Origin of the sequence: Niveispirillum lacus (assembly GCF_002251795.1) — a bacterium.
GTDB classification, from domain to species: domain Bacteria; phylum Pseudomonadota; class Alphaproteobacteria; order Azospirillales; family Azospirillaceae; genus Niveispirillum; species Niveispirillum lacus.
In genome coordinates this window covers 684,500-699,318 of the sequence record NZ_NOXU01000031.1, presented here as the reverse complement: position 1 = coordinate 699,318, position 14,819 = coordinate 684,500, and the positions used below count along the sequence as shown (strand labels likewise).

Here is a 14,819-nt window from a genome sequence, read left to right as displayed (position 1 = left end):
ACAGGCAATGGATCTGGCCCTGCCCCCACCAGACCAGGTGATCCTGGCAACGGGAGCAGGTCTGGTTTCAATCTTAAAGCCGCTCTTTCCGGACGCGACAGTCGTTACCGATCTTTCACAACTGGATACGGTTCTAAAGTCCAGTGGCCAACGGTCCATCCGGCTGATCAGTGTTGGGTTCGGGCATATCATCCCAGCCTGGATGCTGGATCTGTGCAGCGCGGGGGCCATAAACTTCCACCCCGCAACGCCCGACTATCCCGGTTCCGCCAGTAACCATCTAGCCCTGTATGAGGGTGCGCAGCGGTTTGGGGTGACGGCCCATATCACCACAGCGGCTGTCGATGCAGGGCCCATCCTCGCCGTCCGATATTTCGACATTCCGCCAGGGATCGGGCATCGCAGCCTGGATGAACTGACCTTCCCCTGTTTGCTGTCCCTGGTGGGTGAACTCGCACCATGTTTTTATGGACACCGGCCGTTCCCCCCCCGCCCCAGCCAATCCTGGCGCGGCCCCGCTAGGCGGCGATCAGACATTCTATTGCTGGCCCAGATCACACCGGACATGCCGCCCACCGAGCAGCGGCGGCGATGGCAGGCCTTTCATGAAGGTCCGGACAGCATTCTCACCTATACCCAGGCAGGTCATCGCCAACCTTACTCCGCTGGCGGTCGGACCCGCGGGTGGGTTGATGGCATTATCGGCAACAGTATCCATGGGTGGGCCTATGATCCGGGTCGGCCCCCCGTTACCGTCCGGATTGAAGTTGACGGCCGCCCCTTCCGAAATCTGCTGGCTGACGAATACCGCGGTGATGTCGCTGCTGCCGGACAGGGTGACGGGCTGTGCGGCTTCAGTATAAAAACCAGCGATCTGCCGACGGGCGCAGAGCGGATTGATTTCCTGATCCCCAGCGATGAATGGTGTCGTATCCCAGGGGCGCCCCTCACACTGCCCGCCTGAATTGGGCGCCAATCTCGGCCCTTCAACCCATACATATGTACATAGTGAGAGGGCGTGATTGTTGCCAATCGCTCCGCTATCGTCAGTTTTTAATCACGGCGTGTTCATGGAAGCCAATTTTGCTGCGCAAGGTTTTGCTGCTTCTTCTGATGATCTTGCTTAGCGCCCCACCAGCAGTGCTGGCGGAAACCACCACCTTGCGTGTGCTACAGACGCCGGAAGGCAACCATGTATTCTTTTATGAATTGCTAACGGAGGCCTTTGCTGCGGCGGGCAAACCAGTACAACTGCAAGGGGTATCCGGTCCCGGCATGGACCGGTTCAAAGTGATGCTGCGCACCAGCCAACTGGATGTGATGTGGATGGTCCGGGGGCCACGGCGTGATCAGGCCTATATTCTGGTAGATTTTCCGTTGACCGGTGGGTTGATTGGACAACGTATCCTGCTTATCCGCAAAGGCGATCAGGCTCGGTTTGATAACATCCGCTCGCTGGATGACTTTCGACAACAAGGACTATCTGCCGGCATGGGTCGAGAGTGGGTCGATAAAGACATCTGGGAGCTGAACGGTCTGGCCGTCAGCCCCGGCGTATCGGACTGGCGACGCCTGTTCAAAATGCTGGAGGTGGGTAACCGAGGCATCGATTACCTGCCACGGGGCGCTTTGGAAGTTCAAAATGATCAGCGCGCCAATCCCAACCTGCAGATAGAGCGACGCCTTGTGCTGCGCTACAACCGTGACAGTGTGTTTTACCTGTCACCCGCCGCCGCCAACCTGGCACCAATCCTGAAACAAGGTTTGGAGCGGCTGCGGGATAATGGTCGGTACGCCCAGTTGCTGGAAAAGCATTATGGAAAATTATCGCGGGAACTGGGGTTGGACAAACGGATCGTCCTGCCGCTGCGCGACATTGACGATACCACCAACTGAAAACCATCAGACCACAGGAAGGCTCTGCCCCAAACGGCCACCAACCCGAACGGATTCAGCCCGCCTTGCCAAGCCAGTGCGGTCATCGGTTTCCACAAACACACCACAGACGGTAACGGTTGCATCATTTTCGCCCGGTGAATACCGTTCGCCCGGGGTCTTACGCAGCATTTTATGGATGGCTGCTTCCTTTTTCATGCCAATGACAGTGTCATAGTCACCGCACATGCCGGCATCCGTCTGATAGGCAGTCCCGCCATTGAGGATCTGAAGATCGGCGGTAGGGACGTGGCAATGGGTGCCGACCACAAGGCTGACACGGCCATCCAGGACATGGCCCATGATCATCTTTTCGCTGCTGGCTTCGGCATGCATGTCCATGATGATGGCATCAACGCCCGCTGGCCCCATGCGGGGCCCGCCAAGGCGGTGGATATTCAAGACCTTCTCCACAGGCGGGAACGGGTCGTCCAGCGGGTCCATGAAGACGCGTCCCATGGCATTGATCACCATCACCTTATGCCGCCCATTCTTGGCAGGCAGGATCGTGAAACCACGCCCCGGTGTGCCCTCAGGATAGTTGATAGGGCGTACCAGTTGCGGCAGACGGCCAATCTGGCCCAGCAACTCCTTCTGATCCCAGGCATGGTTGCCGAGGGTCACGCAATCGACCCCGGCATCGAACAGTTCCTGCGCGATCTTTTCGGTAATGCCGAAACCGCCAGCAGCATTCTCCCCGTTTACGACGATGAAGTCGGGCTTCAGCCTGGCTTTCAGGTCGGGCAGATGCCGCAAGACACCTTCACGTCCGCTGCGCCCCACAATATCGCCCAGGAAAAGCAACCGCATCTTCTACCCCAAAAAACGCTCAGGACGGACGCCATGCGCCCTGTTCCGTTGCAATCCAATCCAGTTTTTGATCGTAGGCGTCGATGGGCAGCTTATCCACCCCCTGCCCCGCATAGCCGATGCCCACGGCCAGGACAGGCGCCTCAGCGCGCAAGACCTCCAAGGTGCGGTCATAGAAACCACCGCCATAGCCCAGACGGAAGCCGGACTGATCGAAGGCCAGTAGCGGCACCAGCACGATGTCGGGCTGCACCAGGGGTGCCTCATCCATCGGCTCCATAATGCGGAAAGCACCGGGTACCAGCGGATGGCCAGGCCGCCAGAGACGGAAGATCAGAGGCCAGGCACGGCCCGTCACCACCGGCAAGGCGGTGGCATGGCCGGCCGCCGCTATAGCCGAGAGGGCGGGCAGCACATTGACCTCATCCCCCTTGGGATGATAGCCCGCAATGGTCAGGGGACCGGGGCGCAGGTCCGGCAGCAGCGACAGAAGATGGGTGGCGATTAAAGCGGCCGCGGTGGCACCCCGTTCAGCATGGCACAGAGCACGGGCTTCGCGTGCCCGGACGCGGGCGGCCTGCTTGGCCTGTGCGATCAGATCGACATCGGGGTCGGTCATCGGTCGACCAAGTGCAGTGGCGGGAAAAAGCGGAAGATGGCCGCCTTGGCCGTTGGTGAATGCTATCCCTCGTGACCTGTGCAAACAGGTGGGAGCCATATGCCGACACCACGGCGCCGGTAGGGACAGCCCCCTCGAGGAATGATTATCGGCCCCGGGGATAAAGCGACCTGACGCGCCAGGCAGCCAACTTCCTGACTCTAACTTAGGCGCGTTCAAGCCGCGCTGCAATGTCTTCGATGCGTTTTGCCAGCGTATCGACAGCGGCAACCACCTTTGCCTCATCTGCCGACGACGCAGCCGGTGCCGGCGGCGACGGTTCATGGATGATCGGCGCGGGAGTTTGGCCGGACCGCAGGGCCTTGGCCTCGGCCCGCGCCTCCATCAACTCGTCTGCCAGCACAATACAGGTGGCGATCAGGTTCTGCACCTCATGCCCCGCCGATCCGCCCGTCAGTTCCTGCATGCGGGCATCGACATAAGCCGCCAGTTCCAACAAACGCTTTTCCTGCCCATCCTCGCAGTTCAGCGAGTGGTTACGGCCATTCAGAGTGAAATCGACACGACGCATGTTCAACCTTCCTCAAGCACGCCCTGCAGGCGTGAAATCGCCGCGTCCAGACGAACCTTCATGACGCGGGCCTGTTCTTGTGCCTGTCGTTCGGCATGCCGCGCGGCCGCCAGTTCCGCCTCCAGCCGCAATTTTTCCGCCAGCCAGCCAGCCGTTCCGGCATGGGCATCCAACCGTTCCAGCCGGCGCGTCAAGGCGCGATCCAGCAGACCGATGGACTTATCCAGGCGCTCCAGCGCGGCGGTCAGGCTGTCCAAGGCGGTGGCTCATTCAGGGGCAGGTGGACGGGTGCCGGCACCGCGCACGGCACAGACGAGAGACCTTAGGGGCCGCCCTCCCCCCACGTCAACAATGCCACCGAAAAAAACCGCTGATTCCGTCACGATAGCCCCCGCCATGGCCGGGCATCCGCCATGCTTGGCTGTCGCTTGACCCCCCCGGCGCTTTTGGCCAATTTGCCGCCACCATACGGGGGATATCGGCCGTCGGACCGGGACGGTCGCAGTTACCCGTCTGCCTTGTTCCGACACAGCATAACGGTACCGCGCTTCGTTAGAGCAATGTCCGGCCACACCAAAGGCCGGCGCCCCGCATGAAAGGCCCTTCGCGCAATGTCGTCCGATCTGACCGCTGGCGTCTCCCACGCCGAACTCGCCAACGCCATCCGCGCCCTGTCCATGGACGCGGTGGAAGCCGCCAAGTCCGGACATCCCGGCATGCCGATGGGCATGGCCGACGTCGCGACCGTCCTGTTCACGCAGTTCCTGAAGTTCGATCCCAAGCGCCCGGACTGGGCCGACCGCGACCGGTTCATCCTGTCGGCGGGTCACGGCTCCATGCTGCAATACAGCCTGATGTACCTGACCGGGTATGAAGACATCACGCTGGACGAGATCAAGCGCTTCCGCCAGATGGGTGCGAAGACTGCCGGCCACCCCGAATATGGCATGGCCCGCGGCATCGAAATGACGACCGGTCCGCTGGGCCAGGGCATCTCCACCGCTGTCGGCTTCGCCATGGCCGAGCGCATCCTGAATGCCCGCTTTGGTGACGATCTGGTCGATCACACGACCTATGTCATTGCCGGCGACGGCGACCTGCAGGAAGGCATCAGCCATGAAGCCTGCTCGCTGGCCGGCCATCTGGGCCTGTCCAAGCTGATCGTGCTGTGGGATGACAACCGCATCAGCATTGATGGCTCCACTGACCTGTCCTTTACCGAGGACGTGAAGGCCCGCTATGCCGCCTATAACTGGGACGTGTCCGCCGTGGACGGTCATGACCCGGTGGCGGTTGCCCAGGCCATTGCGGCAGCCAAACTAACGGACAAGCCGTCGCTGATCGCGTGTCGCACCACCATCGGCTATGGTGCACCCACCAAGGCTAACACCGCCGGCAGCCATGGCAGCCCGCTGGGTGCTGCCGAGATCGAGGGCGCACGCAAGGCCCTGAACTGGCCGCATGCGCCATTTGAGATTCCGGAATCCATCCTGCAGGCGTGGCGCCATTTCGGCGACCGCGGTCACCCGACCGTCGATGCCTGGGTCAAGCGTCTGGCGCGGTCGCCCAACCGTCTGGCCTTCAAGGCCGCCATTGCCGGCGACCTGCCGGCCGAGGCCCGCTCTGCCCTGCACGCCCATAAGAAGGCCGTGTCGGAGACCAAGCCCAAGATCGCCACCCGCCAGTCATCGGGCAACACGCTGGACGTGATCGTCCCGCTGGTGCCGGAGATGATGGGCGGCTCGGCCGACCTGACCGGGTCGAACAATACCCGCGTCAAGGCCCTGTCCAAGGCCGTGCAGAAGAATAGCTGGGATGGCCGTTACGTCCATTACGGCGTGCGTGAGCATGCCATGGCCGCCATCATGAACGGTATGGCCCTGCATGGCGGCGTGATCCCCTATTCCGGCACCTTCCTGGCCTTCTCTGACTATAGCCGCCCGGCCATCCGCCTTGGTGCGCTGATGAAGCAGCGGGTCATCCATGTGATGACCCATGACAGCATCGGCCTGGGCGAAGACGGCCCGACACACCAGCCCGTGGAACATATCCCGGCGCTCCGCTGCATCCCCAACCTGCTGGTCCTGCGCCCGGCCGACGCCGTGGAAGCGGCAGAAGCCTGGGAAATTGCCCTGGACGCCAAGACGCGGCCCAGCGTGCTGGCGCTGACCCGTCAGAATTTGGCTACCATGCGTGTGGAGCACACGGACGAGAACCTGTCCGCCAAGGGCGCCTATGTCCTGCGGGAAGCATCCGGTCCCCGCAAAGTGACCCTGCTGGCCACCGGGTCGGAGGTGGAGATCGCCTTCAACGCGCGCGAGAAGCTGGAAGCCGAGGGCATCCCCACGGCGCTGGTGTCCATGCCGTCCTGGGAACTGTTCGCTGAACAGTCCGAAGCCTATCAGAAGGCCGTGTTGGGCGATGGGCTGCGCATCGGTGTGGAAGCCATGGTCCGCTTTGGCTGGGACCGCTGGATCGGAGAGAAGGGCGTGTTTATCGGCATGCCCGGCTTCGGCGAGAGCGCGCCTTACCAGGAACTGTACCAGCATTTCGGCATCACTGCCGATGCCATTGTCAAGGCGGCGAAGGAACGGCTGTAAGCCTGTTTCATCCTGCTGCAGCATGTGATGACAACAGCCCCTGGGTGATATCCCGCCAGGGGCTGTTGTTATCTTCACTTCTTATGGATGTGGCCAGAATATTAAACGGTTAGTGCTGATCTCATCGCGCCAGTCCGGTGATTGGCTTGCTCCTGGGATCTTTCTGCAGAATTCAACGGGGTCATACAAAAACCCAGGATAAGAGTATTTGAAGAATTCCCGATTACACACCACAAAACCTCGTGCTGATTTTAATATAACCTTGTCAATATATTTATCTTGAACCGATTTCTCGACCTCGCTGATCGCGTAATTACTGATCACAAGATCATACGGTCCGAATTCCCCAGCATCAATATCGAAGAAATTAGCATTTTCCAAACCAAACATACCCAAATATCGCCGGGCAAGCAGCAGAGGTTCAGGTAGATCAAAGAGATCATATGATTTTATCTTGAATAGAGAACGCAGGATACGAGATTGTCCACCATATCCGATACCAATTTCCGCAATACGCATACCATCGAGGTCGCCAAACATTTCCCGCATGTCGACTGAAAATTTAATATAGCGTAGAGTCGTTGGCGAGAATGCCCCGATATCACTATATCGGAACATTTGTGGCCCACCGTGAAGGTCATTGCGCCTAAGCTCATCCAAATGTTTTGCTATTATAGGAAATCTATTAATTGCAACTGTAGCATACTGAGCACCAGCCTCGCCATTTACCGTCTCAACGATAGATGTGTAAACTGGATGATTACGGAAAGTGGCGAAAATACTATCCTTCTCAGCAGCCTCAGCACACAATTTACGGTAATCAGAAATGTCGCTGATGCTTGTTCTCCTGGACATGAGAATGCGGCCTTTAATTGCAGGTGCCAATTCTTAATGATAACTTAAGATATTATTTGCAGGCAACCCAGATATGTCACTGGTGTCGCCAACATGTCATCTGTCCGATTTTGAAGTCGCTCCAACGGGAGGGATGCAGCACACGCTGGGGCAGATATCCCGAGGCCACGCGCCATAGCGGCGGTGGTGATAAGGCCGGACAAGGCTTTGCCCTCTGCCGCGGGCGCAGACCCAACCTGGGCGCCGCGGCGATTGGCTGGCACACAGTTCCGCGCAAGGGTCGGCTTCCCTCTTTCACGACAAATGATCTGGCCCCATGCCCACCCGCACCGCCCTGATCGTTGCCGCCGGACGCGGCCTGCGTTTCGGGATTATCTGCCCAAGCAGTATCTGCATCTGGCGGGACAGCCCATCCTGCGCGGCACGATAGAGGCGTTTGTGCGTCACCCGGCGGTGACGGGCGTGCGCGCCATCATCGATCCGGCCTTCCGGGACCTGTATGACATGGCGGCGGGAGGGGCTGGACTTCGCCCCGCCCATCGCGGGTGGGCCAACGCGGCAGGATCCGGTGCTGAACGGGTTTGAGGCGCTGGCGGGCCACCCACCCGATCTGGTGTTGATCCATGATGCCGCCCGGCCGCTGGTTGATGCACTGGCCATCAGCGATGTGATCGCTGCGCTGGCGCATGGCCCCGCCGCCATTGCCGCCACGCCGCTGACCGACACGTTGAAGCGCGGGATGGTGGCGGGCGGTGCCATTGTCAGTGCCGGGACGGTGGACCGAACGGCCCTGTGGCGGGCGCTGACGCCGCAGGGCTTTCGCTTCGCCGACATCCTGCCCGCCCATCGCCGCGCCGCCTGCAATCACCAAAAACAAAACCACGCCAAATTTCGACGGGGTTTGTCAGCAGTCTGAAACGGCGCCGGGTCACCCCGGCGCCGTTTTGCTTTATGCCAAAGGTATCACCACCGCCGCTTTGGTGCGCCAAAAGGCGGCCGCTTGACCAGTGGCTTTGGCGGCGGCGGGGGTGGAGGCGGTGGCGGGGGCGGCGCTAAGTCGGCGGTAACCCGCTCCCCGGCGGCCATCTGGGCCAGTGCCTGCATCAGGGTGCGGGCGCCCGCCATGCGGGTTTCTTCCGAATCCCAGGGGCGCAGGAAGACCAGCTTATGGTCTGTGGGGCGCAGTTTGGCCGTACCCGCCTGTTTCTGAATGAATTCAACAAGTTTGGCTGGATTCTTGAAGCTGTTATTGCGGAAGCCGACGGTCGCTCCCTTTGGCCCCGCATCCAGGTTGGACACGCCAGCCTCCCGACACAGACGTTTGATCTCCATCAGACGCAGCAGATTGTCGACCTCCGGCGGCATCTTGCCGAACCGGTCGATCAGTTCCACACCAAACGCCTCGACCTCTTGCCTGCTGTCCAGGTCGGACAGGCGACGATAGAGGGTCAGGCGCACGCCCAGGTCGGGAACGTAGCTGTCAGGGATGAGAACGGGCATGCCCAGCGCGATCTGTGGTGACCAGGCATCCTCTGCCACCTGCAGGTCGGACAGGCCGCCTCTGGCGGCCTCCACCGCTTCCTCCAGCATCTGCTGGTACAGCTCCACGCCAACCTCGCGGATCTGGCCGGATTGTTCCTCGCCCAGCAGATTACCCGCACCACGGATGTCCATGTCGTGGCTGGCCAGTTGGAAACCCGCCCCCAGGCTGTCCAGCGTCTCCAGCACATGCAGACGCTGCTGCGCCGTGGCCGACAGCACCGTCTTGGGCTGATAGGTCAGGTAGGCATAACCCCGCACCTTGGAGCGGCCCACGCGGCCCCGGATCTGATAGAGCTGGGCCAGACCGAACAGGTCGGCGCGGTGAACGATCATGGTGTTGGCGCGCGGGATGTCCAGGCCGCTTTCGATGATGTTGGTGGCCAGCAGCACGTCATACTTGCCATCGTCGAAGGCCGTCATCACGTCCTCCAACTCTGTCGCCGCCATCTGGCCGTGGGCGGTGATCAGCTTCACCTCGGGCACCAGCTCTTCCAGCCGCACCCGCACCTTGTCCAGATCCTCCACGCGCGGACAGACATAGAAACTCTGCCCACCCCGGTGATGTTCGCGCAGGATGGCCTCGCGGATCACCACGGGATCAAAGGGCAGGACGAAGGTACGAACGGCCAGCCGGTCCACAGGCGGCGTGGCAATGACCGACAATTCGCGCACGCCCGACAAGGCCAGTTGCAGGGTACGCGGGATGGGCGTGGCCGACAGGGTCAGCACATGCACATCGGCCCGCAATTCCTTCAGCCGTTCCTTCTGCTTCACGCCGAAATGCTGTTCCTCGTCCACGATGACCAGGCCCAGGCGCTTGAAATCCAGGTTTTTGCCCAGCAGGGCATGGGTGCCGATGACGATATCGACGGTGCCGTCGGACACCCCCTGCTTGGTCAGGTTGGTATCCTTGGTCGTCACCATGCGCGACAATTGCCCGATCCGGACGGGCAGGCCCGCAAACCGCGCCTCAAACGTGCGGGCATGCTGGCGTGCCAGCAGGGTGGTGGGCACGACCACGGCCACCTGTTTGCCCGCCATCACGGCCAGAAAGGCGGCGCGCAGGGCCACTTCCGTCTTTCCGAAACCGACATCGCCACAGATCAGGCGATCCATCGGCTTGCCCGAGCCCATATCCTCGATCACATCATCGATGGCACGAAGCTGGTCGTCGGTTTCGGCATAGGGGAAACGGGCGCAGAATTCGTCCCAGGCGCCATCCGGGATCGGCACGGCATCGGCCTGGCGCAGCGCGCGTTCGGCGGCGATGCGCAGCAGGGCGTCGGCCATGTCCTTCAAGCGGCGCTTGACGCGGGCCTTGCGCGACTGCCAGCCGGCCCCGCCCAACTTGTCCAGCGTTGCACCCGCCTCCTCGCTGCCATAACGGGACAGGACCTCGATATTCTCTACCGGCACATACAGCTTGTCGCCGCCATCATAGAGGATACGCAGGCAATCATGCGGGGCACCGCCAACGGTCAGGGTTTCCAGCCCGTCATATTTGCCGATGCCATGGTCGATATGCACGACGAAATCGCCCGGGTTCAGGGACGCCGCCTCGGCAATGAAGTTGGCGTTGCGGCGCTTCTTTTTGGAGCCGGCGCGGACAAGGCGGTCGCCCAGAATATCCTGTTCGGTGATCACGGCCAGACCGGGGGCCGTGAACCCATGGTCCAGCGGCAGGACGGCCAGCGCCGTGGTGCCCTTGTCCAGGGTGCCCAGCTCGGCCCAGGTATCCACAGCCTTCAGCCGCGTCAGCCCATGTTCCTTCAGCACCGACAGCAGACGGTCGCGTGAACCGGTCGTGTAACCGGCAATCACCGCCATCCGACCGTCGCGGGTCAGCGCCTCAATATGCTCGCGCAGCACGTCATAGACATTGACGCCGGACTGGACACGCGCATCAGCGAAGTCGCGGCCCTTGCGACCGCCGCCATCGACCATATCCGTGTTGGACGTTTCCCCTTCGATGGCAGCGAAGGGCGAAAGCTGCGCCACGGCGCGCACGGCCAGATGCCGGTCGAACGTGTCGCTATCCAGGAACAGGAGCGAGGGCGGTATGGGCTTATAGGCCGGATTGCCGGATTTTTTCTCCGCCTCAACCATGGTCCGGCGGGCATTGTAGAAATCCTGGATCTGCTCCAACCGCTCGTCGCGGGCCTGTTCGACATTAGGGTCCAGCGTCACCGACGCATAAGGCAGATAATCGAACAGGGTTTCCATGGAACTGTGGAACAAGGGCAACCAATGTTCCATGCCCGCATGTTTGCGTGCTGCACTGACCGCCTCATACAGCGGATCATCATCCATGACCGCGCCGAAATGCTCCCGATAACCAGTACGGAAGCGCTGGATCGACATTTCGTCCAGGAACACTTCCGACATGGGTGTCAGCAGGAACCCGTCGCGTTTTTCCACGGTCAACTGGGTCATGGGATCAAAGCTGCGCACCCCGTCCAGGTCATCGCCAAACAGGTCCAGGCGCAGCGCCTCGCCACTGCCGGGCGGGAACAGGTCGATGATACCGCCCCGGATGGCGAATTCCCCCGGCTCGCGCACTGTCTGCGCCCGGACATAGCCATTCTGCGACAGGAAGCGCTGCAGCTCCGCCACATTGATGCGGGCGCCCACCTTGCCGGCAAAGCTGGCATTGCGGAAGGCAAGGCGTGGCGGCAGTTTCTGCACCACGGCGTTGACGGTGGTCAGCACCAGGAACGGCTTGCCCGCATTGGCGCGCAGCAGCCGGGTCATGGTGGTGATGCGCTGGGCCACGATTTCCCCATTGGGGGAGATGCGGTCATAGGGCAGCACGTCCCAGGCCGGGAAATGCAGCACCTCCACATCCGGCGCGAAGAACGATACGACATCGGCCAGCCGTGCGGCGCGCGCATCATCGCTGGCGATATGCAGCAACCCCGCCGATCCCCCGCGCTTGGCCAGGGCGGCCAGCAGGCGCGCATCCTGCCCGTCCGGCGCGCCGGACAGCAGCAGGCGGCGCGGATGGCCCAGGTTGAGCGCGATATCGGGCGTGGGAATCATGGTCATGGGGGCTGACTTCGGCTTGGGCGCGACAGGGCGGGTATAGCGCAGGATGTACCGGAACAAAAGGGGATCAGGCGACAGAGGGCACAATGCTTCCAATCGCCAAAACGTGCCTCCCCCGCGAAAGCGGGGGTCCAGGGGCCGATGGGACCAACGGTCGGGCCTGTGGCCCCCTGGCTCCCCGCATTCGCGGGGAAAGCATGTTAAAGACGACTTAAACCCTATCGCCCACTCGTTACCGTAACAGCCTCACCGATACCGATGCGCCTTCAGCATGTCCATCAGCGCGTCATCCCATTCGGGCGGGGTGGGTTCCTGGCCCGTGATCCAGTGATAGAGATCGGGGTCTGACATTTCCAACAGCACCTCGAACCGGTCGACCATCGCTTCGTCCATCGTCGCGATATGTTTGCGCGCAAAGCTGCCCAACAGCAGGTCCATCTCCTTGGTCCCGCGATGGTCGCTGCGGAAGATCAGGCGCTTGCGGCGGGGGGACAGGTCGGCGTCGGGAAGATCGATCATCATCTTGGTTCCGGTTTGAAGCTGGGCTTTGATATAGAACGTGGTGGACCGGCTGTCAGCCGTCCCCTGCCCCGTTCGTGTCAGATAGGGTCAAGCCCTTGCGCCCTGCCATCCTGTTTCCCCTGTTCGCCCCCGTGACCAGCCTGCCCGGCCTGGGCCCGCGCCTTGGCAAGCTGGCGGAAAAGCTGGCCGGCCCGCATGTGGTGGACCTGCTGTGGCACAAGCCCGTGGGCGTGGTGGACCGTATCCAGGTGCCCAGCATTGCCGAGGCGCCGGACGGGCGGCATGTGGTGCTGACGGTCCGGGTGGATGGGCATATGCCATCGCTAACCCCCAGCCGCCCCTACCGCATCCGCTGTACCGACCATACGGGGTCGATGGATCTGGTCTATTTCCATATCAAGGGCGACTGGCTGGAAAAGAAGCTGCCCGTGGGCAGCAAGATCACCGTCTCCGGCAAGGCGGAATATTACAATAACCATTTGCAGATCGCCCATCCCGACCATGCCGCCCCCGCCGATGAAGGGGCACCACCCTCAGCGACGGAGCCAACCTATCCCCTGACGGGCGGGTTGAACCCCAAGCCGCTGCGCACCGCCATCCAGGCGGCATTGACCCGTGCGCCGCAGTTGCCCGAATGGCAGGATGCGGCCTGGCTGCGGGCGCGGGACTGGCCGGATTGGCACAGCGCCTTGACCCGCCTGCACCATCCGGTGGATGAGGCGGATATCAACCCGCTGGGCCCCGTGCGCCAACGTCTGGCCTTTGATGAACTGCTCGCCAACCAATTGGCGCTGGTCCTGGTCCGGGCCCAGCAGCGCAAATTGTCGGGCCGGGTGACCCAGGGCGATGGACGCATGCGTGCCGCCGTCGCAGCCGCCCTGCCCTACCGCCTGACGGGCGCGCAGGAACGGTCGCTCGCGGAGATTTACGCCGACATGGCGGAGCCGTCGCGCATGCTGCGCCTGTTGCAGGGCGATGTGGGCAGCGGCAAGACCATCGTGGCCCTGATGTGCATGCTGAACGCCGTCGAAACCGGGGCACAGGCAGCGCTGATGGCCCCCACCGAAATCCTGGCCCGCCAACATGCCGAAACCCTGGCCCCGCTCTGCCAAGCGGCGGGCGTGCGCATGGCCGTCCTGACGGGGCGGGACAAGGGCAAGGCGCGGGCCGCCTTGCTGGAGCGGCTGGCGGCGGGGGAGATCGACATTCTGGTCGGGACCCACGCTCTGTTCCAGGAAGAGGTGATGTTCGCCGATCTGGCCATCGCCGTGATTGATGAACAGCATAAGTTCGGCGTGCACCAGCGCCTGCAACTGGCGGCCAAGGGACGCGGGGTCGACACGCTGGTGATGACCGCCACCCCCATCCCCCGCACCCTGACCCTGACCGTCTATGGCGACATGGATGTGTCGCGCCTGGATGAAAAACCACCGGGTCGGCAGCCGGTGAAAACGGTGGTCATGCATGCCGACCGGTTGGAGGAGGTGGCGGGCGGCCTTTCCCGCGCCATCGCGTCGGGCCAGCGCATCTATTGGGTGTGCCCGTTGGTGGAAGAAAGCGAACAGGTCGATCTGGCCGCCGCCACCCACCGCCACGCCACCCTGGTGGAACGGCTGGGCGACCGCGTGGGCCTGATCCATGGCAAGATGAAGGGGCCGGACAAGGACAAGGTCATGGCCGATTTCGCCGAAGGCCGCCTGGACGTCCTGGTCGCCACCACGGTGATCGAGGTGGGCGTAAACGTGCCCGAAGCCACCATCATGGTCATCGAACATGCCGAACGTTTCGGCCTCGCCCAACTCCACCAACTCCGTGGCCGCGTCGGGCGCGGCACCGGGGCCAGCACCTGCCTGCTGCTCTATTACCAACCATTGGGCGAGGTGGCGCGACAGCGGCTACAGGTGATGAAAGACACCGAAGACGGCTTCATCATCGCCGAAAAAGACCTGGAACTGCGCGGTGCCGGCGAAATGCTGGGCACGAAACAATCCGGCATCCCCGAATTCCGGCTGGCCGATATCGCGGTGCATGGCGAACTGCTGGCCGTGGCGCGCGATGATGCGAAGCTGATCATCACCCGCGATCCGGAGTTGGAGACGGAACGGGGCAAAGCGTTACGGACGCTGCTGTATTTGTTTGAGCGGGACGCGGCGGTGAAGTATCTGCGGTCGGGGTAAGGGTTGTGTGGCTCTTGACGGTTTGTGTATTCGATTGTATATACATAACCGAGGCACTGGCTAAACACTTAGATAGTTTTCTGTCCCTGATTTACCACCCATACGAATAGCGGCATTCTGGTCCGGTTGATCCGGAGCCAGCA

At 62.0% G+C, this 14,819-nt stretch carries 11 protein-coding genes, 1 other RNA gene and 1 pseudogene; 5 read left to right on the top strand and 8 right to left on the bottom strand.

Annotated elements, in window-relative coordinates; genetic code table 11:
- Positions 1 to 7 precede the first annotated feature (7 nt).
- Positions 8 to 964: a formyltransferase family protein gene (locus CHU95_RS19110; protein WP_094457885.1), complete on the top strand. Its 957-nt coding sequence runs from the start codon at positions 8 to 10 to the stop codon at positions 962 to 964.
- Between the two features lie 119 nt (positions 965 to 1,083).
- Positions 1,084 to 1,896 carry a hypothetical protein gene (locus tag CHU95_RS19105; protein ID WP_094457884.1) on the top strand — a complete coding sequence of 271 codons (813 nt, stop codon included), beginning with the start codon at positions 1,084 to 1,086 and terminating at the stop codon, positions 1,894 to 1,896.
- A gap of 6 nt (positions 1,897 to 1,902) precedes the next feature.
- Here the strand turns inward: CHU95_RS19105 and CHU95_RS19100 are convergent, their stop codons facing one another.
- From CHU95_RS19100 to CHU95_RS19080, 5 genes are all read right to left on the bottom strand, one after another.
- On the bottom strand, positions 1,903 to 2,745 hold the full coding sequence (locus tag CHU95_RS19100) for a TIGR00282 family metallophosphoesterase (RefSeq protein WP_094457883.1): 843 nt from the start codon (positions 2,743 to 2,745) through the stop codon (positions 1,903 to 1,905).
- A gap of 19 nt (positions 2,746 to 2,764) precedes the next feature.
- Positions 2,765 to 3,364, bottom strand: coding sequence for a 5-formyltetrahydrofolate cyclo-ligase (locus tag CHU95_RS19095; RefSeq protein WP_094457882.1), 600 nt, complete (start codon positions 3,362 to 3,364; stop codon positions 2,765 to 2,767).
- Between the two features lie 33 nt (positions 3,365 to 3,397).
- Positions 3,398 to 3,556, bottom strand: a non-coding RNA gene (ssrS, locus tag CHU95_RS19090) — 6S RNA.
- Between the two features lie 13 nt (positions 3,557 to 3,569).
- Complete coding sequence (locus CHU95_RS19085; RefSeq protein ID WP_094457881.1) at positions 3,570 to 3,935, bottom strand: cell division protein ZapA; 366 nt, start codon at positions 3,933 to 3,935, stop codon at positions 3,570 to 3,572.
- Between the two features lie 2 nt (positions 3,936 to 3,937).
- Complete coding sequence (locus CHU95_RS19080) at positions 3,938 to 4,192, bottom strand: hypothetical protein (protein WP_094457880.1); 255 nt, start codon at positions 4,190 to 4,192, stop codon at positions 3,938 to 3,940.
- A gap of 354 nt (positions 4,193 to 4,546) precedes the next feature.
- On the opposite strand from CHU95_RS19080, the gene tkt reads away from it, so the two are divergent.
- Positions 4,547 to 6,535: a transketolase gene (gene tkt, locus CHU95_RS19075; protein WP_094457879.1), complete on the top strand. Its 1,989-nt coding sequence runs from the start codon at positions 4,547 to 4,549 to the stop codon at positions 6,533 to 6,535.
- Positions 6,536 to 6,616: 81 nt separating this feature from the next.
- Here the strand turns inward: tkt and CHU95_RS19070 are convergent, their stop codons facing one another.
- Entirely contained in the window at positions 6,617 to 7,390 is a 774-nt protein-coding gene (locus CHU95_RS19070) for a putative sugar O-methyltransferase (protein WP_094457878.1), read from the bottom strand.
- A 316-nt stretch (positions 7,391 to 7,706) separates the two neighbouring features.
- On the opposite strand from CHU95_RS19070, the pseudogene CHU95_RS19065 reads away from it, so the two are divergent.
- Positions 7,707 to 8,249: pseudogene (locus CHU95_RS19065) on the top strand (IspD/TarI family cytidylyltransferase); the annotation flags it as partial.
- A gap of 104 nt (positions 8,250 to 8,353) precedes the next feature.
- Here the strand turns inward: CHU95_RS19065 and mfd are convergent.
- Positions 8,354 to 11,977 (bottom strand): transcription-repair coupling factor, encoded by a 3,624-nt coding sequence (gene mfd / locus CHU95_RS19060; RefSeq protein ID WP_094458008.1) that lies wholly within the window; start codon positions 11,975 to 11,977, stop codon positions 8,354 to 8,356.
- A 246-nt stretch (positions 11,978 to 12,223) separates the two neighbouring features.
- Positions 12,224 to 12,499 carry a succinate dehydrogenase assembly factor 2 gene (locus tag CHU95_RS19055; RefSeq protein ID WP_094457877.1) on the bottom strand — a complete coding sequence of 92 codons (276 nt, stop codon included), beginning with the start codon at positions 12,497 to 12,499 and terminating at the stop codon, positions 12,224 to 12,226.
- 95 nt (positions 12,500 to 12,594) lie between these two features.
- On the opposite strand from CHU95_RS19055, the gene recG reads away from it, so the two are divergent.
- On the top strand, positions 12,595 to 14,676 hold the full coding sequence (gene recG, locus CHU95_RS19050; RefSeq protein ID WP_094457876.1) for an ATP-dependent DNA helicase RecG: 2,082 nt from the start codon (positions 12,595 to 12,597) through the stop codon (positions 14,674 to 14,676).
- Positions 14,677 to 14,819 lie beyond the last annotated feature (143 nt).